The organism is Agromyces sp. SYSU T00194, from assembly GCF_040496035.1.
In the GTDB taxonomy this organism is placed as follows: Bacteria; Actinomycetota; Actinomycetes; order Actinomycetales; family Microbacteriaceae; genus Agromyces; species Agromyces chitinivorans.
Genome location: NZ_JBEPJZ010000001.1, coordinates 1,674,007 through 1,695,889, shown reverse-complemented (window position 1 = coordinate 1,695,889; position 21,883 = coordinate 1,674,007). Strand labels below are relative to the sequence as shown.

The following is a 21,883-nucleotide window of genomic DNA, read 5'->3' as shown; positions in this document are numbered from 1 at the left end:
GACCGGTGCCTAGTGGCTGCCGGTGAACTGCGCTTCCTCGGTCGATCCGACGAGGGCCAGGGTGGCGCTGGAGGGGTTCAGCGCGGTCGCGATGCGGTCGAAGTAGCCGGTCCCGACCTCGCGCTGGTGGCGCGTGGCCGTGTAGCCGTCCGCCTCCGAGGCGAATTCCGCCTCCTGGAGCTCGACGTAGGCGCTCATGTGCCGCTCGCCGTAGTCCTTGGCGAGCGTGAACATGGAGTGGTTGAGGGCGTGGAAGCCCGCGAGGGTGATGAACTGGAAGGCGTACCCCATCGACGCGAGCTCGCGCTGGAACTTCGCGATCTGGTCGTCGTCGAGGTGGCTCTTCCAGTTGAAGCTCGGCGAGCAGTTGTAGCTGAGGCGCTTGCCCGGGAACTTCGCGTGCACGGCCTCGGCGAACCGGCGCGCCAGGTCGAGGTCGGGCTCGGCCGACTCGACCCAGAGCATGTCCGCGTACTCGGCGTAGGCGAGGCCACGGGCGATGACCGGCTCGATGCCGTTCTGCACCTCGTAGAAGCCCTCGGCCGTGCGCTCGCCGGTCACGAACCGCGCGTCCCGCTCGTCGTGGTCGCTGGTCAGCAGCGTCGCGGCGAGCGCGTCGGTGCGGGCGATGATGATCGACGGCACGCCCGAGACGTCGGCCGCCAGGCGCGCGGCGTTCAGGGTGCGGATGTGCTGCGAGGTGGGGATGAGCACCTTGCCGCCCATGTGCCCGCACTTCTTCTCGCTGGCGAGCTGGTCCTCCCAGTGCACGCCCGCGGCGCCGGCCTCGATCATGCCCTGCATGAGCTCGTAGGCGTTCAGCGGTCCGCCGAAGCCGGCCTCCGCGTCGGCGACGATCGGCGCCATCCAGTCGCGGCCGTCGTCCTCGATCTGCCCGGCGCGCAGCAGCGCGTTGTTGATGCGGCGCACGACCGCCGGCACCGAGTTCGCGGGGTAGAGCGACTGGTCGGGGTAGGTCTGGCCCGACAGGTTCGCGTCGGCCGCGACCTGCCAGCCCGAGAGGTAGATGGCCTTGAGGCCGGCCCGCACCTGCTGCACGGCCTGGTTGCCGGTGAGCGCGCCGAGCGCCGCCGACCACTGCGGGTCCTCCATGCGCGAGAACGCGTTGCCGGTGTTCTGCTGGATGTCGTCCCACAGCCGCTCGGCGCCGCGGCGCGCGAGCGTGCGCTCCTCGCGCACCGGGCCGCGGAGCGACACGACGTCCTCGGCGGTGTAGTCGCGGCGGACGCCCTCCCAGCGGGGGTCGGCGTCCCACTCGAGGCGGAGCTCGTCGGCGGTCTGCGTCTGGTCGCCGGGTCGGCCGGCCTGGGGTGCGGTGGTCATGGTCTCCTCCATCGGTGACGGCGGTGTCGGGCGGGTGCCGGATGCCGCGAAGTTCGTTGCGTGCCATCCACGATGCGGGCCCGCGCAACCGCCCGTCCGAGAATCCCCGACAGAAATCCGTGCGTTCTTCCGCGCGGCGGAAGATTCCCGTTTCGCATCGATCTCGTGCGGCGGAGACGGCCCCGCAGGGCATCGGGGGCCATGGAGGACCCACGGCGCGCACGACCCGCGCCACTCTGTCTGCCGTCGCCGTTCCCGCGATCCACCGCTGCATCCGTCGCCCGCAGGGGCATACACAGACGAACTCGACTGCCCTAGCGCGATTCGACTACCGAAACCGCAGCGTTGTGTAACACCTCGGTAAAGCTCTTCCGGACGGTTCGTCCGACGCGGCATCCCGGTGGGATGATGTGTCGCATTCGCCCCGCGGGCGATTGCCCGGTCGCCGGGCGTGACATTGAATACCCGGTACACCCCAGCAGGGGTGGCGGTATGCAAGGAGGACCCCCCACGTGACAGTGGCAGAGACGTCGGAGCAGGCCGCGCCTGCGTCCCGGCCCGACGAGAGCGGCACGGATGCCACGGGCACGGTCGTCATCGACCGCGTGACCAAGCTGTACGGCCACAACACGGCCGTCGACGACCTGAGCCTGCGCGTCGAGGCGGGCGAGTTCATCTCGCTGCTCGGCCCCTCGGGCTGCGGCAAGACCACGACCCTCCGCATGATCGCCGGGTTCGAGCAGCCGGATGCCGGTGACATCCGCATCTCCGGCGCATCGGTGCTCGGCGTGCCGCCCTACAAGCGCCACGTCAACACGGTGTTCCAGGCGTACGCGCTCTTCCCGCACATGTCGGTGGCCGAGAACGTCGCCTACGGCATGCAGCAGACCCGCACCCCCAAGTCGGAGATCCGCGAGCGCGTGATCGAGGCGCTCGACATGGTGCAGATGCGCAAGTTCGCCGACCGCAAGCCGACCCAGCTGTCCGGCGGCCAGCAGCAGCGCATCGCGCTCGCCCGCGCGCTCGTCAACCGCCCGAGCGTGCTCCTGCTCGACGAACCGCTCGGCGCGCTCGACCGGCAGCTCCGTGAGGAGATGCAGCTCGAGCTGAAGATCCTCCAGTCGAAGCTCGGCATCAGCTTCGTCTTCGTCACCCACGACCAGGGCGAGGCGCTGTCGATGAGCGACCGCATCGCGATCATGCGCGACGGCCGCATCGAGCAGCTCGCCGACGCCGACACCGTCTACGGCGCGCCCGCGTCGGCGTACGTGGCGGCGTTCGTCGGCCAGCAGAACTTCTTCCCCGGCACCGCCACCGCCGACGCCGACGCGGTCGACACCCCGCACGGGGTCATCCGCAGCGACCGCTCGTTCGACCAGGTCGCGGGCGGCGCGCCCGCGCAGGCCGCGGTGCGCCCCGAGTTCGTCTCGGTCTCGGCCGACGCGCCCGCCTCGCCCGGCGCCAACGCGGTGGAGGGCACGCTCATCGGCGTCTCGCACCTCGGCGAGACGATGCAGTACCTCGTGCAGCTCGGGCACGACCTGAGCATCATCGCCCGCCGCCCGAGCCCGGAGGCACCGCGCCTCGCGACCGGCAGCACCGTCTGGTGCAGCTGGGCGCCGGCGAGCGTGCACCTGTTCCCCCTCGACGAGGCCGCCCACGCCGGCGGCCACGTGGAGCTCCCGACCACCTGAGCCAGACCCCGACCCGCACCGCACCACCCGTCCCCCTGCAAGTTCCCGACCGACCAGGAGTCCCCCATGGCCGACAACGAGCCCCTCAAGATCCTCGCCCCGGCGAGCCAGGTCCCCACGATCGCGCGCAACCTCAACCGTCGCCGCTTCCTCAGCTTCGCGGCAGCGGCCGGCGGCGCCGGCGTCCTCGCCGCGTGCACGCCCGGCGGTGCGAGCTCGTCCTCGGCCCCCGAGGCCACGGGCGGCGAGCTCGAGGACTCGCTCTCGATCTACACCTGGGGCGACTACGACGACCCGGGCGTGATCGAGACGTTCACGACCGAGTTCGGCCCGACGATCACGCTCGACTCGTACAACTCGAACGAGGAGCTCGTCTCGAAGCTCATCGCCGCGAACGGCACCTCGGGCTACGACATCATCGTCCCGACCGGCCCGTTCATCCCGCAGATGATCGAGAACGGCCTGTTCACGCCGCTGAACCTCGACCTCATCCCGAACATCGAGCACGTCGACCCCGAGTTCCTCGGCCTCGCCTGGGACCCGGAGAACGAGTACTCGATCTGCAAGGCGTGGGGCACCACGGGCTACGTCTACGACACCACGGTCATCGACCGCGAGCTCACCACGTGGGCCGACTTCCTCGACGCCGCGCAGAACGAGGCCAGCGGCAGCGTCTCGATGCTCGACGACCCGGTGGCGATCGCCGGCGCGTACCTCTGGTCGAAGGGCGAGTCGCAGTCCACGACCGACGAGGCGCTCCTCGCCGAGACCGAGGACTACATGGTCAACAACATCGCGCCGCACATCTCGACCTTCGAGTCGTACCCCGGCGGCACGATCATCCCGACCAACGCCGCCGCCCTCGTCCAGACCTGGAACGGCGACGCGCGCCTCGGCATCCTCGAGTCGTCGACTCCGGAGAACTGGAAGTGGGTCCTCCCCGCTCCGACCACCGAGATCTGGATGGACAACTGGGCCATCGCGGCCGGCGCCCCGCACCCCGAGGCGGCGCACGCGTTCATCAACTACGTGCTCACCCCGGAGAACTCGCTGCTCGAGCTCGACTACATCGGCTACAACACCGGTGGCGCGGGCATCGAGGCCGCGGCCGAGGAGTACGGCGTCGAGCTCCCCGAGCTCATCTTCTTCACGTCCGACCAGCTCGCGACGATGCAGGAGACCACCATCAACGAGGCCCAGCAGACGATCGTCGACATCTGGAACAAGACGAAGGTCGCCGCTGGTGCGTAGTCCGAAGTTCGCGCTGGCCACGCCCGCATGGGCGTGGCTGGTCGCGTTCTTCATCATCCCGGTCGGGATGGTGATCTACTTCTCGTTCGGCTACAAGCCGGGCATCTTCGGCACCCACGCCACCGACGTCCTGTCGTTCGACCGGTACGTCGAGGCGTTCTCGCCGGTGTTCTTCGCCACCTTCATGAACACCCTCTGGGTGGGCGTGATCGGCACCCTGCTGTGCCTCGCGATCGGCGCGCCGGTCGCCTACTGGATGGCCGTCAAGGCGCCGCCGAACCGCCGCGGGCTGCTGCTCGCGCTGGTGATGGTGCCGTTCTGGACGAACTTCCTGGTCCGCACCATCGGCTGGCAGATCCTGCTGGCACCGCAGGGCCTGCTCGGCGGGCTCGACCTGCTGTACACCCGCGGCGGCGTGCTGCTCGGCGTCGTGTACAACTACCTGCCGCTGATGATCCTGCCGCTGTTCGTCGCGTTCGACCGCGTCGGCGACCCGATGCGCGAGGCCGCGAAGGACCTCGGCGCCGGGCGCATCCGCACCTTCCTCTCGGTGACGGTGCCGCTCGCGCGACCGGGCATCATCGCCGGCGTGCTGCTGGTGTTCATCCCGCTGATGGGCGACTACATCACGGCGACCGTGCTCGGCGGCGCCCAGGGCAACATGGTCGGCCAGCTCGTGGCCAGCCAGTTCCAGACGGCGCAGAACTGGGCGCTCGGCTCGGCCATGGCGGTGCTGCTGATCCTCGTGATCATGGTGACCGTCGCCGTCGCCGGCCTCATCGTGTGGCTGGCGACGATGCCGTCGCGCATGCGACGTCGGCTCGTGATCGGCGATGCGGAGGCGACCGCGCCGAGCACCCGCAGCGTCCCGACCGCCGCCACGGCAACCGCCACGGCTGCGGCCACCACGGAGGAAGAACGATGACCGCCCTGAACGAACGACCCGCGGTCGGCACGACGGATGCCCCCGAGGCATCCGCTCCCGAGATCCGGCCGGCCCGGAAATCGGCGTCCGACATCGCGCTGACGGTGTGGAGCATCCTCGTCTTCGGGTTCCTCTTCGTGCCGATCATCGTGATCGTCATCTACTCGTTCAACACGGGCCGCCTGCTGGTCGCGTGGGACGGCTTCGGCATCGACGCCTTCCTCACGATCTTCCAGAAGCCGGCGATCCAGAACGCGGTCATGGTCTCGATCCAGTCGGGCATCATCGCGGCGTTCATCGCCACGACGCTCGGCACGCTCGCGGGCATCGCCATGGCGAGCCGGCCAGGCAAGTGGGTCGGCTGGTTCCTCGTGCTCCTGCTGCTCGTGTCGGTCACCCCCGAGATCGTCGACGCCGTGGCGCTGCTGCCCTGGATGGTGACGCTCGGCCAGGACTTCGGGCTGACGCTGTTCAACAACGGCATCGCGCGCCTGGTCGTCGGCCACACGCTGTTCGCGACCGCCGTGGTGTCCTACATCGTGCGCGCCCGCCTCGCGGGCCTGGACGCGCAGCTGCAGGAGGCATCCGCCGACCTGTACGCGACGCCCCTGAAGACGTTCTTCAAGGTGACGCTGCCGCTCGCCATGCCCGCCGTGCTCGCCGGCTTCCTGCTGTCGTTCACGCTGAGCCTGGACAACACGATCGTCTCGGCGTTCGTGCAGGTCTCGGGCGCGACGCCGTGGCCGGTGTACGTGCTGAGCGCGGTGCGCACGGGCCTGCGGCCCGAGATCGCCGCCGTCTCGACGCTGATGCTGCTGCTGACGCTGGTCGCGCTCGCGTTCGTCGCGTTCGTGCTGCGTCGCGCGGGCGACTCGGCGACGCAGATCGCGCGGACGATGACCGGCAGCTAGCCGCATCCGCCCCGCCGCACCACGCATCACCCCGGAACACGGAGCACCACCATGCAGCACGCCGACCTCGTCTTCTCGGGCGGCCCGGTCTTCACGGCCACCACCCAGCGCACGCGGGCGACCGCGGTCGCCGTGACCGGCGGTCGCATCGTCGCCGTCGGTCACGACGAGGTGCGAGAGCTGATCGGCCCGCGCACCGAGCAGGTCGACCTGGCCGGGCGGATGCTCGTGCCGGGGTTCCAGGACGCGCACGCGCACCCCGTGTGGGGCGGGCTCGACCTGATGCGCTGCAACCTCGCGGACGTGTTCGGCACGCCGCAGCTGTACCTGGACATGATCGCCGAGTACGCGGCAGCGCGTCCGGACGACGAGTGGGTGCTCGGCGGCGGCTGGACGATGAGCGCGTTCCCGGGCGGCACGCCGCTCGCAGCCGACCTCGACCGCGTGGTGCCCGACCGCCCCGCGTTCCTGCCGAACCGCGACGGACACGGCGCGTGGGTGAACTCGGCGGCGCTGCGCCTGGCGGGCATCGACCGGCACACCCCCGACCCGGCCGACGGCCGCATCGAGCGCGACGCCGACGGCAACCCGTCGGGCACGCTGCACGAGGGGGCGATGTCGCTCGTGAACCGGTTGCTGCCGCGCACGACCGACGAGGAGCTGCTGCAGGCGGTGCTGCTGGGGCAGGAGTACCTGCACGGCTTCGGCGTGACGGGCTGGCAGGACGCGATCGTCGGGTCGTACGGCGACGCCGGCGATGCCGGGCCCGCGTACGTGCACGCCGCCGAGCGGGGCCTGCTGACGGGGCGGGTGGTCGGAGCGATCTGGTGGGATCGCACGCGCGGCATCGAGCAGATCGACGACCTGGTCGCCAAGCGCGACGCCTACCGCGGCGGCCGCTTCGCGTCGACGAGCATCAAGCTCATGCAGGACGGCGTGCCGGAGAACTTCACGGCCTCGATGCTCGAGCCCTACTGCGACGGCCACGGGCATCCGTCGGACAACTCCGGCATCTCGTTCATCGACCCGGAGGTGCTGAACGAGGCCGTGCCGCGGCTCGACGCGCTGGGCTTCCAGGCGCACTTCCACGCGATCGGCGACCGTGCGGTGCGCGAGTGCCTCGACGCGGTGGAGCAGGCGATCGCCCGCAACGGCCGCAGCGACCACCGGCACCACATCTCCCACATCCAGATCGTGCACCCCGACGACGTGGCGCGGTTCCGCGAGCTCGACGTGGTGGCGAACATGCAGATGCTGTGGGCGGCGTACGAGCCGCAGATGGTGAACCTCACGCTGCCGTTCATCGGCGAGGAGCGTGCGGCGTGGCAGTACCCGTTCGCCGACCTGCAGCGTGCGGGCGCGGTGCTCGCGGCCGGCAGCGACTGGTCGGTGACCTCGCCGAACCCGATGTCGGCGATCCACGTCGCGGTGAACCGGAAGTCGGCCCCCGGTCTGGAGGAGGGCGAGTACGACCCGTTCTACATCGGCCAGCGCCTCGACCTCGGCACCGCCCTCACGGCGTACACCGCGGGATCGGCCTACGTGAACCACCTCGACACCGTGACCGGCACGGTCGAGGTCGGCAAGTACGCCGACCTGGCGGTGCTCGACCGCGACCCGTTCGCCGGGCCCGACGAGGAGATCGGCCTGACGCAGGTCGAGCAGACCTTCGTGGAGGGCGAGCGCGTCTACGCGGCGGATCGGGCGTAGCACCCGCGACGGTCAGGCACCCGCGACAGTCGGGCACCCGCGACGGTCAGGCACCCGCGACGGTCAGGCACCCGCGACAGTCAGGCACCCGCGACAGTCAGGCACCCGCGACAGTCGGGCACCCGCGACGGTCAGGCACCCGCGACGGTCAGGCACCCGCGACGGTCGGGCCCCCACGCACGCACGTCGCGGCGCGCTCAGAACGGGACGACGTCGTCGGGCTCCGCGTCCCGCACGTTCCACGGATCGACGCGCTGCGGCGGCGCACCCGGCCGAGCCGCACCCGGCCGAGCCGCACCCGGCGGAGCCGCACCCGGCGGAGCCGCACCCGCCTGGCCTCCACCGATGGAGTGTTCGGGACCGGTCTCGTAGTCGCGTCCTGTGGGGCTCCGCCAGCGCAGGAGGCCGCCGGGCAGCGCCTCGACGCGCCACCCGCCCTCGTGTCTCAGGTGGTGGTGCCGCGCGCAGAGGTGCGCCAGGTTGTCGTGACGCGTCTCGCCGCCGTCGGCCCAGTCGCGCGTGTGGTCGACCTCGCAGCGCTCCGCGCGGGCCGTGCACCCGGGGAACCGGCAGGTGCCGTCGCGAACCCGCAGCCAGGCGCGGAGGTCGGGAGGCACCGCGTAGCGGTCGCGGCCCACGGAGAGGATCGCGCCCCGCTCCGGGTGCGTGAGCAGCCGCGTCCAGCTCGCGGCATCACCGGCGAGCTCGCGGGCCGCCTCGACCGGGATCGGCCCGTATCCCTCGAGTTCGGCGGGCTCGTCGCCCCGCCCGAGCAGGGTGAGCGCCGGCACGGTCACCGACACGGTCGGGCGGATGCCCCTGCGCGCCGCTCGCCCCTCGGTACCGCGGGACTCCTCGTCGACGCCTGCACCGCCGTGCGCGCGGTGCCGGCACGTGCACGCGCCATCGTCGCGATCGCCGCCGACGCCACCGTCGTTCCGAACTCCGGCCGCCTCGCCCTCGAGCAGCAGGTCGGCGAGCACATCGGCGCGCAGCTGGGTGATCGTGCGCGCATCGGACGCCGCATCTCCGAAGCCACCCGAGCCGTCGCCGCCACCCGTGCCACCCGTGCCACCCGTGCCACCCGTGCCACCCGTGCCCATCGTGCCCGCGAACTCGGTCAGCCGCGCATCGATGCGGTGCGCGGTCGCCGCCGGAAGGAACGCGGTGAGCCAGGCCATGCCGTCGCGGTCGCCAGCCACCCGGACGTGGCGTTCCGCGGTCGCCGCCGCGCAGCGCACATCGATGGTGTCGGGATGCATCCGCTCCCGCAGCCGGCGCGCCCGGCGACGAAACTGCGCGTGCGTCGTACGCTCGGCGACCGGCAGCACCGCCGACTCGTACGCCGCGCGCGCCGCGACCGGCAGCGACGACAGCTCGTCGGCGATCGTGCGCGCATGCCCGAACGAGATGCGCCCGGACTCCGCCGCGCGCAGCGTCGCATCCGCACCGTCGGCCAGCCGCGATGCATCCGCCAGCCATCGCGCGACGGTCGCCTCGGGCGAACGCGTCGCGCACGCCACCTCCGCGGTCACCGACCGATGCGCCAACTCGGCCCGCCGCGACGGCGGTTCGACCCGCAGGCCCATCGCCGCGCGCTCGGCGGCCCGGGCCTCCTCGAGATCGGCGGCCCGCACCCGTGCGCGCTCGATCAGGCGGGCCCGCCGCGCGGCGGTGCGCTCGAGTTGCGCGGTGAGCGAGGCGACCTCGGAGACGAGGAGGTCGAGCAGGTGCTCGGGCCGCACCACCTGCGCATCGGGATCGTCGACGCCGATGGACCCGCCGAACCCGTACCCGTCGCCACCCAGCGCGTCACGCTGCGAGCCCTCCGGGAGCAGCGCCCGCGCGCCCTCCCCGGATGCGACCGCTTCGGCCCAGTCCGCGACGTCGTCGTCGAAGCGCTGCCACTCGATGTCGATCTCGTCGAGGGCGGGCAGGCGCGCCGGGGCCTCGAACGGGTCGTCGACCCGCCCGTTCGCTCCGCGTGCGCCCACCTCTGCCATGACTCCATTCGATCAGGCGCCACTGACATTCCGTCGATGGCATTCCGTCGCTGGCATGGATGCCGGCGTGGCCGTCGCTTCCGTGGACCCGACGCGCCACGGCCGGCCCGTGCGACCCGGGCTGCACGGACCCGCGCTACCGTGGCCCGATGACGCGCGCGCACGACGACGGGGCGCATCGCTGCGACGGGGCGGGCAGCGCCGACGGAACGCCCAGCACCGACGAGACGCCCAGCACCGACGAGACGCCAGGCGACCCGGCGATGCCCGGCGCCGCCGAGGTGCGCGGCACCCCCGACATGCACACCGACGCCGCGCTCGCACAGCGCCTCGTCGCCGGGCGGTTCCCCGCCTGGGCGCACCTCCCGGTGCATCCGGCGCCCTCGCACGGCACCGACAACGCCATGTACCGCCTGGGCGACCACCTGGCCGTGCGCATGCCGCGCGTCGCCTGGGCGGCCGCGCCGCTCGAGCGCGAGTTCCGCTGGCTGCCCCGCATCGCGCCGCGCCTGCCGGTCGCGGTGCCGGTGCCGCTCGCGCTCGGCGCGCCCGCCGAGGGCTACCCGTGGCACTGGACCGTCTGCCGCTGGCTCGCGGGCACGCACCCCGTGGTGAGGGGCGCGACGGATGCCCCGGGTACGACGGACGTCCCGGGCCCCGTGCCGGCTCCCCGCCTGGCCCTCGCGCGCGACCTGGCGACCTTCGCCCGCGCCATGCGCGCACTCGATCCGACCGGCGCGCCGACGACCGCCTGGCCGCATCCGCTCGACGAGGAGGACGCGTTCGCGCGCGACCGGCTCGGCCGGCTCGAACGGGAACGCCCCGTCGACGCCCGCGCCCTCCGAGCCGTCTGGCACGACGCCCGCACCGCGCCGCGTCCGGCCCGGCGCACGTGGATCCACGGCGACCTCTCCCCCGGCAACGTGCTCGTCGGCGGCCTCCCCGCGGCAGGTGCCCCTGCACCTGCACTCCCCGCGGCAGGTCCCCCCGGAGCCGCTCTCCCCGCGGCCCACGTAGCCGCAGGACGCGGCGACCGCCTCGCCGGCGTGCTCGACTTCGGCACGATGGGGCTCGGCGACCCGGCGAGCGAGCACCGCGTCGCGTGGAACCTGCTCGACCCCGCCGAGCGCGCAGCCTACCGCGAGGCCGTCGGCGCCGACGACGCCGAGTGGTCCCGGGGTCGGGGCTGGGCCCTGCTGCAGGCGCTCGCCCAACTCGCCCACGTCGCCGAACGGAACCCGGCGATCGCGGCGAGCGCCGGGCACGTGCTCGCAGCACTCCTGGCCGAGCGCTGAGTGGCCGAGCGCTGCGCCGCCGAGCGCTGCGCCGCCGAGCGCTGCGCCTCAGGCCCGGGCGAGCACCGCAGCCGGACGGTTCAGGCCGCCGGGCAGAGCGCGTCGAACGCCTCCGACGCCGCCGTGAACTCCTGCACCGTGTTCGTCAGGGCGTCGAGGTCGACGTTCTCGGGGTCGGCGGCGGCGTCGCCGAGCACGTCGGCGAACGCACCGACCTGGGTCGAGAACGCGAGCGCGGCGTCGCGCACCTCGGCATTGCCGATCTCGTCCTCGGCGGTCTGCGCCAGCGTGTCGGCGAACGACTCGAGCCGCTCCGCGGCCTGGGCCGGGTCGGCGGATGCCTCGGCGAACGCGTCCTCGATGCCCATGCCCTCCGCGAGGTCCGACATCGCCCGGTTCAGGTCACCGCAGGCCTCCTCGGTCGTCTGGTCGGCCGGCCCCGCGCTGCAGCCGGCGAGCAGGAGTGCGGAGAGGGCGAGGGGGGCGAACAGGCTGGAGCGGCGCATGGAGGTCTTCCGGTCGTCGGGGCGGGTCCGCAACGAGACGTGCGGAGCGACCCAGTCAACCAGAGGGCGCCCGGGAAGCCTCGCAGGTGTGGACGAAACGCAGAAGATCCGCCATTCTTCTGTTTGCGTTCCCCGCATGCCCGTGTGAGCATCGATGCATGGTCATCGCCGATCGCGCCTCCCGACCGACCCGCATCGCGGGTCAGGCGGCGCGCCCCGAGGCCGACGGCCAGGACGGCGAGCAGGACGGCGAGATCGACGCGCTGACGCTCGGCCGCCGCATCCGCGAGGCCCGCACCGCCCGAGGCATGACCCTCGAGCAACTCGCCCAGGCGGTCGACCGCGCGCCGAGCCAGGTCTCGATGATCGAGAACGGCCGCCGCGAGCCGAAGCTCTCGATGCTGCGCACCATCGCCCTCGCGCTCGGCACCACGGTCGACGAGCTCCTCCGCGACGAAGCACCCAACCCGCGCGACGCCCTCGAGATCGCCGTCGAGCGCGCCCAACGCGGCCCGGTGTTCGAGGCGCTCGGCCTGCCCGCGTTCCGCGTGTCCAAGGGCATGAACGACCAGACCCTCCAGACGATCCTCGCCCTGCATCACGAGATCGACCGGCTGCACCGCGAGCGCGCGGCGACGCCCGAGGAGGCCCGCCGCACCAACGCCGAGCTGCGCCAGGAGATGCGCGCCCGGGACAACTTCTTCCCCGAGCTGGAGGCCCGGGCGGCCGAGCTCCTCCAGGCGGTCGGCCACGCCGGCGGTCCCGTCTCGCACCAGCTCGTCGCCGACATGGCCAGCCACCTCGGCTACTCGCTGCACTACGTGGGCGACCTGCCGCACTCGACGCGCTCGGTCACCGACAAGCGCAACGGGCGCATCTACCTGCCGACCTCGCAGTCACCCTCGCGCGACTCGCGCTCGCCCATCCTCCAGGCCCTCGCGAGCCACGTGCTCGCCCACGCCGAGCCGAGAAACTACGGCGAGTTTCTGCGCCAGCGCGTCGAGACGAACTACCTCACCGCGGCGATCCTGCTGCCCGAGCAGGCCGCCGTGCGCTTCCTCACCGAGGCCAAGCAGCTCCGCCGCATCTCGATGGAGGAGCTGCGCGACCACTTCGCCGTCTCCTACGAGACCGCCGCGCACCGCTTCACGAACCTCGCCACCGCGCGCCTGGACATCCCCGTGCACTTCATGAAGGTGCACGAGTCGGGCACCATCATCAAGGCGTACGAGAACGACGCGGTGCGCTTCCCCTCCGACGCGCTCGGCGCGGTCGAGGGCACCACGGTCTGCCGCAACTGGACCGCCCGTACGGTCTTCGACGCGACCGACCGGTTCAGCCCCTGGTACCAGTACACCGACACCCCGTCGGGCACGTTCTGGTGCACCTCGCGCATCGAGAAGGCCAAGGAGGGCGAGTACTCCGTGTCGGTCGGCGTGCCGTTCGGCCACGTGAAGTGGTTCCGCGGCCGGGAGACCGCGCACCGGTCGGTGAGCCGCTGCCCCGACGAGACGTGCTGCCGCCGCGCGCCCGACGCGCTCGCGGAGCAGTGGGCGGATGCCTCCTGGCCCGCCGCCCGCACGCCCACGAGCCTGCTCGCGGCGCTGCCGACCGGCACGTTCCCCGGCGTCGACCAGACCGAGGTCTACGAGTTCCTCGAGGCCCACGCGCCGCGCACCTGAGCGCAGCGCTGCACCGTCCGGACGGCCTGTGCGGACCCCGGCGGAGGTCCCGACACTCGCGACGCGCGCGAGCGGGCCGACCCGGGGGAGGATGGAGTCACCCCGAGACATCCGCTGGAGGCGAACCCCGTGGGAACGACCGTATTCGAGCGACGGCCGGCCGAGGCATCCGTCGTGGCGCACAGCCTGGAGACCACCGCGCATCGCACCTTCTGGATCGACGACATCGCGCCGCAGGTGCGCTACCCGGCGCTCGTCGGCACCGTCGACGCCGACCTCGCGATCGTCGGGGGCGGCTACACCGGCCTCTGGACCGCCGTCGAGGCCAAGCGCCGCGACCCCGGCCGCAGGGTCGTGCTGGTGGAGGCCAAGCGCATCGGCTGGGCGGCGTCCGGCCGCAACGGCGGCTTCTGCGAGGCGAGCCTCACCCACGGTCGCGAGAACGGCCTCTCACGCTGGCCGGAGGAGCTCGACGAGCTCGACCGCCTGGGCCTGGCGAACCTCGATGCGATCGAGGCGTCGGGCGCCGAGCTCGGCATGGACTTCGACTTCGAGCGCAACGGCTCGCTCGACCTCGCCGTCGAGCCGCACCAGGTCGAGTGGCTGCGCGAGTCGATGGAGGATGCGGCCGAGCACGGCATCGACGACGTCACCTACCTCGACGCCGACGCGGTGCGCGCCGAGGTCGACTCCCCCACCTACCTCGCCGGCGTCTGGCACCGTCGCACCTCCGCGACCCTGCACCCGGCGAAGCTGGCCGCAGAGCTCGCCCGCGTCGCCGCCGACCTCGGCGTGGAGATCTTCGAGGACGCTCCGGTGTCGGGACTCGACAGCGACGCGGCATCCGTGACCCTGCGCACCGAGCGGGGGCGCGTCACGGCCCGGCAGGTCGCGCTCGCGACCAACGTGTTCCCGAGCCTGCTGAAGCGCAACCGGCTCATGACCGTGCCCGTGTACGACTACGCGCTCATGACCGAGCCGCTGACCGACGACCAGCTCGCCGCGATCGGCTGGGCGAACCGGCAGGGCCTCGGCGACATGGCCAACCAGTTCCACTACTACCGGCTGAGCCGCGACAACCGCATCCTGTTCGGCGGCTACGACGCGATCTACCACTACGGAAGGCGCGTGCGCTCGGGATACGAGCAGCGCCCCGAGACGTACGAGCGGCTCGCGAGCCACTTCTTCACGACGTTCCCGCAGCTCGCGGGCCTGCGCTTCTCGCACCGGTGGGCCGGCGCGATCGACACGTCGACCCGGTTCTGCGCGTTCTTCGGCACCGCACGGCAGGGGCGGGTCGCCTACGCCGCCGGGTTCACGGGCCTCGGCGTCGCCTCCACCCGCTTCGGCGCCGAGGTCATGCTCGACCGGCTCGCCGGCGTGCAGACCGAGCGCACCGAGCTGCGCATGGTGCGCGAGCGCCCGCTGCCGTTCCCGCCCGAGCCCGCGGCGGCCATCGGCATCAACGCCACGCGCTGGTCGCTCGACCGCGCCGACCACAACGACGGGAAGCGCAACGTGCTGCTGAAGACCCTCGACGCCCTCGGCCTGGGGTTCGACTCGTGACCGCGCGACTGGATCCCGGACTCGTCGTCTTCGCCGCATCCGTCGCCCTCGACCACGAGCCGGTGCCGGCCGAGCAGGTCGTCGCGGGCGCGCCGACGACCGGGCACCTCGTGCTCGACGACTCCGGCGCGGCGACGATCGGCGTGTGGGAGATGTCGGTCGGCGCGATGAGCGACGTCGAGGCCGACGAGGTCTTCGTCGTGCTCGCGGGCGACGCGACCGTCGAGTTCACGGGCGGCCCCGGGCACGACGACAACGGGCTCGACTCGATCGAGCTGCAGGCCGGGTCGGTCGTGCGGCTCGTCGCGGGCATGGAGACCGTGTGGACCGTGCGCGAGCCGCTGCGCAAGGTCTACCTGGCATGACCGGCGCGGCGGGAGCGGCCGGCTCGCAGCCGCGCGCCCGCGACCTGGGCGTGCCGTTCGACGGCGTCCCCGGCCCGTGGAACGCGATCACCGACGTGCCGGGTGTGCTCGTGGGCTACGAGACGCTGATCGCGGGCGAGCCGCACGAGGCGTCCGTCGCCCGCACCGGGGTGACCGCGATCCTGCCGCGCGGGCGCGACGACGCGGGGCTGCCCTGCGCGGCCGGCGTGCACTCCATGAACGGCAACGGCGAGCTCACCGGACGCAGCTGGATCGAGGAGTCGGGCACGCTCGCGCTGCCGATCGCGCTCACGAACAGCCACGCCGTCGGCGCCGTGCACTCGGGCGTCGACGCCTGGGTCGACCGCACCCACCCAGAGCTCAGCGCCGAGTGGATGCTGCCCGTCGTCGGCGAGACCTGGGACGGCTACCTGAACCAGATCAACGCGGGCCACGTGCGCCCCGAGCACGCGATCGCCGCGATCGACGCGGCCGCGTCGGGCCCGATCGCCGAGGGCAACGTCGGCGGCGGCACGGGCATGAACTGCTACGGCTTCAAGGGCGGCTCGGGCACCGCGTCGCGCGTGGTCGACCACGGCGGCGACCGCTACACGGTCGGCGTGTTCCTGCAGGCGAACTTCGGCACGCGCGCCGAACTGCGCCTCGTCGGCCGGCCGCTCGGGCGGGAGTCGGCGGCGCCGAACCCGTACGAGGAGGTCGAGTGGTTCGTGCGCGACGGCGAGCGCGCCCGGGCACGTGCCGGGGCGGGCAGCGTGATCGGAGTGGTGGTGACGGATGCCCCGCTGCTGCCCGGTCAGTGCGCGGCGCTCGCGCGCCGGGTGCCGCTCGGCCTCGCCCGCACCGGCACGAGCGGCAGCCACTTCTCGGGCGACATCTTCCTCGCCTGCTCGACGGCCAACGCGGGCGCGTTCACGTCGTCGATGCCGACCGCCGACCCCGCGCCCGGCGACTACGAGACCGCGCGCTTCGTGCCGTGGGGCCACATCGACCCGCTGTACGAGGCGGTGGTGCAGGCGTCCGAGGAGGCCGTCGCGAACGTGCTCGTCGCCGCGCGCGACCTGGTCGGCCGCGACGGGCATGTGAGCCCCGCGCTGCCGCACGACGAGGTGCGCCGGGCGTTTCGGGCAGACTGACTCCATGACCGAAGCCGCGCCCACCGTCGTCGCCGTCGCCCGTGACTCCGGGCACCACTTCTCCAAGCCCGTGCGCGACGAGATCACCCTCGTCGAGAACCACGGCGTCGAGGGCGACGCGCACGCGGGCGCGACCGTGCGGCACCTGCACGACGTGCGCAAGGACGCCGCCCGCCCGAACCTCCGCCAGGTGCACCTCATGCACGCCGAGCTGTTCGACCAGGTCGCGGCCGACGGCTTCGCGGTCGACCCGGGCACGCTCGGCGAGAACGTCACCACGCGCGGCGTCGACCTGCTCGGGCTGCCCGAGGGCACCCGCATCCGGCTCGGTTCCGATGCGGTGGTCGAGCTCACCGGCCTGCGCACCCCGTGCAACCAGATCAACGGCGTGCAGGACGGCCTCATGAAGCGCCTCATCGAGGTCGACGACGACGGCACCGTGCACCGACTCTCGGGCGTGATGGGCGTCGTCGCCGCCGGCGGCGTGGTGCGCGCGGGCGACGCCATCGAGATCGAGCTGCCGGATGCCCCGCATCGGGCGCTCGGGCCGGTCTAGGGCGTTCTCCCGCGTCGACCGTAGTGCGTGACAGCACCCTCTCCTCTATGTCGCTCCCTAGCGTTCCGTCTCAACCTTGGCTCATCTCTTGCGTTAGGTGAGTGCTCAGCGATTGTATCGGCACGCGGACTCGCTCGTCCGCTCGGAACGACAGAAGAGAGGATTCCAACATGGTGCGTAAGCGGACACGGGTGCTGATGACGGCACTAGCCGCAGGAGCGCTTGCTCTCGCGGGACAGGCGCCAGCGCACGCCGCCGATGATTCCGGAACTGCCGAAGACAACTGGTCGTGCTGGATTGACTTCGCCACGGACGAGAGCCTCTGCGTGGGCGAAGGCGAGGACCTGGTGGCAGCAGTCCGCGACGAGGCAGGCGTAGAGCTCTCGGCACCCACGGGCACCATCATCGGTGATCGAGAGTTTGAGCAGCCCGCGGTGTCACGCGGATCGACCGCCATGCTGGCAACAGTGGTGGGAGTCCTGTACGACGACATCAACTACGGCGGCGGTACCCTCGTGTTCACTGGGATTCCCGAGGGTTGTACCACCGGATGGGCGTACGGGTACACATCGCTATCGAGCGTTGGCTGGAACGACCGGGCATCCTCGATGCGCGGGTATCAGGGTTGTCGCACCGCCGTGTTCGAGAACGAGAACTACGTAGGCTCTCAGTTCGGCTACACACCAGGCAACTACTTCCTAGGGGTGATGAACGACGAGGCGAGTTCCTGGCGTCTCGCCCCGTAGGCACGACCGAATCATCGAGGGTGAGCGGCGCAAGTCGCTCACCCTCACGGTGCCCTTAGGCCAAGTTCGCGGCAGAACTCTTCTTCCGGGCGATCATCGGACGGGAAGACTGCGGTGACTCCGTCGAGTCGTACACAGGCCTGAAGTTCCGGCACCGGGAACTGCACACCTTCGGATGATTGCGCGGGCTGACCAACCACTCCAGCGCGCCACGCGGCTTCGCAGAGCTCGATTGCGGATGCATCCAGTTCCTCTGGGCCGTCGGGCGACTCGGCCTCCGGGTTGACAACCGTGGCGAACACGGATGACTGGTTGGCTTCCGAGTAGCAATACACCGCGTCATCGCGGAGTTGCGGGCTGGCGAGCGCGGCCCAGGCTGCGCCAGCCGTGGCGACCGCCGCTATCGAAACGGCGCAGACCACTCCCACCTTCCGATGGCGTGTGCGTGTTCGCTCCCAAGCCGAGACACCGTTCACCACGGACTCGCGCATGGCTGCGAACTCCTGGTCCGTCGGCAAGTACTTCGTCATCGTTCGTCCTCCATCAAGTACGCGTTGAGGTCGGCCCGAACGGATCGTCGACTCCGACTCAAGCGATTGCGAACAACTGCGTGCGACGTGTTGAGGTGGCGAGCGGCCTCCTTGTAGCTCATCCCTTCCACAACGCAGAGCTGGAAGATCCTTCGGTCCGGCGGCGCGAGCCGCTCCAAGGCGCGCTCAACTACCTGTTGGAGCTCGCCACGCGCCACAATCAGCGCGGGATCGAGGACCTGGCTCGCTGGATGTGGCTCCTCGAGAACTTCCGTCATGCGGCGCTGTCGATGCCTGCGCATGTTCGCCGAGAGATACCCGACCGTAACGAGAAGCCACGGCAGGACCGACTCACCGACGACTTCGATGCGCTTGCGCTTCTTCCAGAGCAGCATGAACGCATCCTGCGTGATCTCCTCGGCGTCCGGGCGAGACCCGAGCTCAACGAACGATCGCGCGTAGACGGGCCGACTATGCCGGTCGAACAGGTCAGCCAGCGCCGACGCATCGCCACCTTGCAGCCTCTGCATGAGATCTCGATCGCTCACCGGTGTGGTCCCTTCACAGCCTCTTCACTCTGTAGATGTACCTCCCGCCAGGTTCGTCTCAGATCGACACGGTCTCGTCGTCCGCTGCCGGCACACGCATCCGGAACCGCGCGCGGAACGCCGCCAACGCGCCGGGGCCGCCCGAGCTGACACGGATGCCCGGGGCATCCGCCTCCCCCGCCAGCAGCGCCCGCAGGCCCGACGGGTCGAGGTCGAGCTCCAGCGTGGTCTCGACGTCCGGCGCGTCCGGTCGGAGGGGCTGCGGCAGCGCGTCGTCGCCGATCGGCACGACGTCGAGCCCGTCCCCCGCGGTCGTGACGGCGACGGCGACCTCGCCGACGCGCAGCACGGTGCGCGCGGGCGCCGGTTCCGAGGCATCCGCCCGGAATGCCGCCCGCAGGGCCGCCGCCAGGGCGTCGCGCGTCACGGTCTCATCGTCACCGGGGTCGCCGAGCTGCGACCATCCCCAGCGCTCGAGCGCCGCGACGACCGGGGCGAGGTCGCGGCCGGCATCCGTCAGCTCGTAGACGAGCCCGCACCGCGCGATCGGCACCCGGCGCACGACGCCGGCCTCCTGCAGCTCCTTCAGCCGGTCGCTCAGGATGTTCGTCGGGATGCGCGGCAGCCCGGCCTTCAGGTCGGTGTACCGGCGCGGGCCGGCGAGCAGGTCGCGCACGACGAGCAGCGCCCAGCGTTCGCCGACGCGCTCGAGCGCGCGGGCGACGCCGTCGTACTGCCCGAATCCGCGAGCCGTGCGCACCGCCATGCGGCGCCCCCCTCAGCCCCGCCCGATCAGGCCGGTTCCTGCACGCCGTGCTCGGCCGCGTAGGCGAGCGGGCCGATCTCGACCGCCTCGGGGAGCATGTAGAGGAACTCGAGGATGTTGCCGTCGCGGTCCTCGAGGTCGCGCGAGTACATGAAGCCGAGGTCGACGGCCGGGCGCGGCTCCGTGCCGCCCGCGGCGAGGCCGCGCTCGATGATCGCGTCGACCTCCTCCCGCGACTCCCGGCTGAGCGCGGTGAGCACCTGCGCGTGCGTGGTCGGCTCGGTGACCTGCTTGTCGGTGAAGCCCTGGAAGAACTCCCGGGTCAGCACCATGAAGTAGATGTTCTCGTCGACGACCACGCACGCGGCGTTCTCGTCGGTGAAGAGCGGGTTCAGCTCGAAGCCGAGCGCGGTGTAGAACTCCTTCGCGCCGTCGAGGTCGGCGGTCGCGAGGTTCACGAAGATGTGCGTCATGGGGTCCCCCTGAGTGGATCGGTCCCGTGGACCGGTCGGCCGGATCGCCGACACGCACGGCTTGCTCTTCGCAAGCACGCTTGTCAATAGCAAGTAACCGGAACGGCGGGCGCGGCGCTCAGCGACCCGTGCCGGCCTGCCGCGCGAGCAGGGCGAGGTGCAGCGCCGTCAGCGTCTCGCCGTCGTCGAGGTCGGCGCCCAGCAGGTCGGAGATCAGCGCGATGCGCTGGTAGAACACCGAGCGCGACAGGTGCGAGGCGGATGCCGCGGCGGTGCGGTTGCCCGGATGCGCCAGCGCCGCGCCGAGCACCGCCAGCAGGTCGCCGCCGCGCTGCAGGTCGTACTCGATGAGCGGCGCGAGCATGCGCTCGGAGTGCTCCTGCAGCCGATGGTCGTCGCGCAGCGCCGTCACGAGGCGCGCGAGCGGTCGGTCGTCGACGCGCTTGACGAGCGGGCCGCGCTGGCGGGTCGGGCGCGAGCGGGAGAGCTCGATCGCCTCCTGCACGGCCGTGAGCAGCGACGGCAGGTCGTGCGCCGCGCCGCCGACGTGCACGACCACGCGCTCGGGCTCGGCGCCCGCGAGGCGGGCCAGGTCACGGGCGAACCGGCCCGCCACCTGGTCGTCGAACCGGGTCGCACCGGGGAGCGAGAGCATCGCGATCGTCGTGTCACCGCGCACGGCGCCGATCGCCGCCGCGCCCTGCTCGCGGGCGGCCGCCACGACCGCGGGCGCCGCCCGGCCGGCCCCCGTCACGGCGAGCCCCACCAGCGTGCGCCCCTCGACGGGGAGCCCCGCGGCATCGACCCGCGCCGACGCGGCGCCCTGCCCGCCGAACCGCCCCTCCAGCAGTTCGTCGACGAGGCGCTGCTGGCCGAGCCGGGTCCATTCGTCGGTGTCGCGGGCCGCGTCGCCGAGCCGCCCGAACGCGAGCGCGATCGCCCCCTGCTCGAGCACGTTCGCACGCCCCGCGGGATGCGGCGGCCCCGGCAGCGCCACGAGCGAGCCCCAGCGGATGCCGCGCGCCTCGACCGGCACGATGAGCCAGTCCTCCGGCGAGCGCGCCGCCTGCCCGAGCGCCGAGCGCTGCTCGGTCGCGCGGTGCGCGAGCCGCGACCGCGGCTCCCACCGGGTGAGCACGTCCTCCTCCGACTCGCCGCCGAGCTCGAGCGCGACGACCTCGTGCGCGAGGTTCTCCAGCACCACGGTCGAGCGCAGCGCGTGCCCGAGCTGGCGCACGATGTAGTCGGCGGGCGAGCCGCGCAGGCTCAGCGACGTGAACAGCTCGTGCAGCTCGTCGAGCGCGCGCAGCGCGCTGGTCTGCTCCGAGATGATGCGGCTGTGCACCGCCTGCGTGACCGCGACGAACTTCACCTCGCGGTGCAGCGCGACGAGCGCGAGCCCGTGGGTGGCGGCCGCCTGCACGACGACCGCCGGCACGTAGTGGAAGTGGCTGCCGAGCTCGAGCACGAGGCCCGAGAGCCCGGCCTCGACCAGCCCCGCGATGAACGTCGACAGCTCGATCGGCTCCTCGGGCCAGCCCGAACCGGTCGACAGCAGCAGCTCGCCGCCCTCCAGCAGCCGGGCGACGCCGGCCGAGTCGGACACGTGCACCCAGCGCACGGGCGCCTCGAGCGCCTGCTCGCCGACGAGCACCTCCGGCATGCCCTCCACGAGGGCGGGCAGCGCGAGCAGCTCGCCGACGGTCGGCAGCACCCCGTGACCGACCGCCGCCGGGCCCGGACGTTCTGTGCGGGACCTCGGATCTTCCCGACGTTCTGGCATCCTGAACCACGCTCCGGCTCTGTAAGTATTGATGAACCAGCTTAGACGGCGCCCGGGCAGAATGTCCGGGCGCCG

20 protein-coding genes are annotated in these 21,883 nt (G+C 72.1%); 12 read left to right on the top strand and 8 right to left on the bottom strand.

Annotated elements, in window-relative coordinates:
• Positions 1-9 precede the first annotated feature (9 nt).
• Entirely contained in the window at positions 10-1,344 is a 1,335-nt protein-coding gene (gene aceA, locus ABZK10_RS07840; RefSeq protein ID WP_353808624.1) for an isocitrate lyase, read from the bottom strand.
• 512 nt (positions 1,345-1,856) lie between these two features.
• Between aceA and ABZK10_RS07835 the strand changes: the two genes are divergently transcribed.
• The 5 genes from ABZK10_RS07835 (at position 1,857) to ABZK10_RS07815 (ending at position 7,835) form a co-directional block, all read left to right on the top strand.
• Complete coding sequence (locus ABZK10_RS07835) at positions 1,857-3,038, top strand: ABC transporter ATP-binding protein (RefSeq protein WP_353808622.1); 1,182 nt, start codon at positions 1,857-1,859, stop codon at positions 3,036-3,038.
• 66 nt (positions 3,039-3,104) lie between these two features.
• The gene (locus ABZK10_RS07830) at positions 3,105-4,289 is read left to right on the top strand and encodes a polyamine ABC transporter substrate-binding protein (RefSeq protein WP_353808621.1); all 1,185 of its coding nucleotides are present in this window, start codon (positions 3,105-3,107) and stop codon (positions 4,287-4,289) included.
• On the top strand, positions 4,282-5,214 hold the full coding sequence (locus ABZK10_RS07825) for an ABC transporter permease (RefSeq protein ID WP_353808619.1): 933 nt from the start codon (positions 4,282-4,284) through the stop codon (positions 5,212-5,214). Before ABZK10_RS07830 ends, ABZK10_RS07825 begins: the two co-directional genes overlap by 8 nt.
• On the top strand, positions 5,211-6,125 hold the full coding sequence (locus tag ABZK10_RS07820; protein WP_353808618.1) for an ABC transporter permease: 915 nt from the start codon (positions 5,211-5,213) through the stop codon (positions 6,123-6,125). The genes ABZK10_RS07825 and ABZK10_RS07820 overlap by 4 nt, the downstream gene beginning before the upstream one ends.
• A gap of 51 nt (positions 6,126-6,176) precedes the next feature.
• Entirely contained in the window at positions 6,177-7,835 is a 1,659-nt protein-coding gene (locus ABZK10_RS07815; RefSeq protein WP_353808617.1) for an amidohydrolase, read from the top strand.
• A gap of 197 nt (positions 7,836-8,032) precedes the next feature.
• On the opposite strand, the gene ABZK10_RS07810 is transcribed toward ABZK10_RS07815, so the two are convergent.
• Positions 8,033-9,838 (bottom strand): HNH endonuclease signature motif containing protein, encoded by a 1,806-nt coding sequence (locus ABZK10_RS07810; RefSeq protein ID WP_353808616.1) that lies wholly within the window; start codon positions 9,836-9,838, stop codon positions 8,033-8,035.
• A gap of 149 nt (positions 9,839-9,987) precedes the next feature.
• On the opposite strand from ABZK10_RS07810, the gene ABZK10_RS07805 reads away from it, so the two are divergent.
• Positions 9,988-11,133, top strand: a complete 1,146-nt coding sequence (locus tag ABZK10_RS07805) for an aminoglycoside phosphotransferase family protein (protein WP_353808615.1) — start codon at positions 9,988-9,990, stop codon at positions 11,131-11,133.
• Between the two features lie 80 nt (positions 11,134-11,213).
• Here the strand turns inward: ABZK10_RS07805 and ABZK10_RS07800 are convergent, their stop codons facing one another.
• On the bottom strand, positions 11,214-11,639 hold the full coding sequence (locus ABZK10_RS07800) for a hypothetical protein (RefSeq protein ID WP_353808614.1): 426 nt from the start codon (positions 11,637-11,639) through the stop codon (positions 11,214-11,216).
• Positions 11,640-11,797: 158 nt separating this feature from the next.
• Between ABZK10_RS07800 and ABZK10_RS07795 the strand changes: the two genes are divergently transcribed.
• The 6 genes from ABZK10_RS07795 to ABZK10_RS07770 all read left to right on the top strand — a co-directional run bounded on the left by ABZK10_RS07795 (position 11,798) and on the right by ABZK10_RS07770 (position 17,708).
• On the top strand, positions 11,798-13,321 hold the full coding sequence (locus ABZK10_RS07795) for a helix-turn-helix domain-containing protein (RefSeq protein ID WP_353808612.1): 1,524 nt from the start codon (positions 11,798-11,800) through the stop codon (positions 13,319-13,321).
• A 129-nt stretch (positions 13,322-13,450) separates the two neighbouring features.
• Positions 13,451-14,887 carry an NAD(P)/FAD-dependent oxidoreductase gene (locus ABZK10_RS07790; RefSeq protein WP_353808611.1) on the top strand — a complete coding sequence of 479 codons (1,437 nt, stop codon included), beginning with the start codon at positions 13,451-13,453 and terminating at the stop codon, positions 14,885-14,887.
• Positions 14,884-15,252 carry a cupin domain-containing protein gene (locus ABZK10_RS07785; RefSeq protein ID WP_353808610.1) on the top strand — a complete coding sequence of 123 codons (369 nt, stop codon included), beginning with the start codon at positions 14,884-14,886 and terminating at the stop codon, positions 15,250-15,252. Before ABZK10_RS07790 ends, ABZK10_RS07785 begins: the two co-directional genes overlap by 4 nt.
• Positions 15,249-16,406 carry a DmpA family aminopeptidase gene (locus ABZK10_RS07780; protein WP_353808609.1) on the top strand — a complete coding sequence of 386 codons (1,158 nt, stop codon included), beginning with the start codon at positions 15,249-15,251 and terminating at the stop codon, positions 16,404-16,406. The genes ABZK10_RS07785 and ABZK10_RS07780 overlap by 4 nt, the downstream gene beginning before the upstream one ends.
• Before the next feature lie 4 nt (positions 16,407-16,410).
• Positions 16,411-16,962, top strand: coding sequence for an MOSC domain-containing protein (locus ABZK10_RS07775; protein WP_353808608.1), 552 nt, complete (start codon positions 16,411-16,413; stop codon positions 16,960-16,962).
• A 170-nt stretch (positions 16,963-17,132) separates the two neighbouring features.
• Entirely contained in the window at positions 17,133-17,708 is a 576-nt protein-coding gene (locus ABZK10_RS07770) for a beta/gamma crystallin family protein (RefSeq protein ID WP_353808607.1), read from the top strand.
• A 44-nt stretch (positions 17,709-17,752) separates the two neighbouring features.
• Here ABZK10_RS07770 and ABZK10_RS07765 read toward each other — a convergent pair whose 3' ends face one another.
• The 5 genes from ABZK10_RS07765 to ABZK10_RS07745 all read right to left on the bottom strand — a co-directional run bounded on the left by ABZK10_RS07765 (position 17,753) and on the right by ABZK10_RS07745 (position 21,739).
• The gene (locus ABZK10_RS07765) at positions 17,753-18,238 is read right to left on the bottom strand and encodes a hypothetical protein (RefSeq protein WP_353808606.1); all 486 of its coding nucleotides are present in this window, start codon (positions 18,236-18,238) and stop codon (positions 17,753-17,755) included.
• On the bottom strand, positions 18,235-18,786 hold the full coding sequence (locus ABZK10_RS07760) for an RNA polymerase sigma factor (RefSeq protein WP_353808605.1): 552 nt from the start codon (positions 18,784-18,786) through the stop codon (positions 18,235-18,237). The genes ABZK10_RS07765 and ABZK10_RS07760 overlap by 4 nt, the downstream gene beginning before the upstream one ends.
• A 58-nt stretch (positions 18,787-18,844) precedes the next feature.
• Positions 18,845-19,552 (bottom strand): winged helix-turn-helix transcriptional regulator, encoded by a 708-nt coding sequence (locus tag ABZK10_RS07755; protein ID WP_353808604.1) that lies wholly within the window; start codon positions 19,550-19,552, stop codon positions 18,845-18,847.
• A 26-nt stretch (positions 19,553-19,578) separates the two neighbouring features.
• On the bottom strand, positions 19,579-20,025 hold the full coding sequence (locus ABZK10_RS07750; protein WP_353808603.1) for a VOC family protein: 447 nt from the start codon (positions 20,023-20,025) through the stop codon (positions 19,579-19,581).
• Positions 20,026-20,143: 118 nt separating this feature from the next.
• Complete coding sequence (locus ABZK10_RS07745; protein ID WP_353808602.1) at positions 20,144-21,739, bottom strand: PucR family transcriptional regulator; 1,596 nt, start codon at positions 21,737-21,739, stop codon at positions 20,144-20,146.
• Positions 21,740-21,883: the final 144 nt, after the last annotated feature.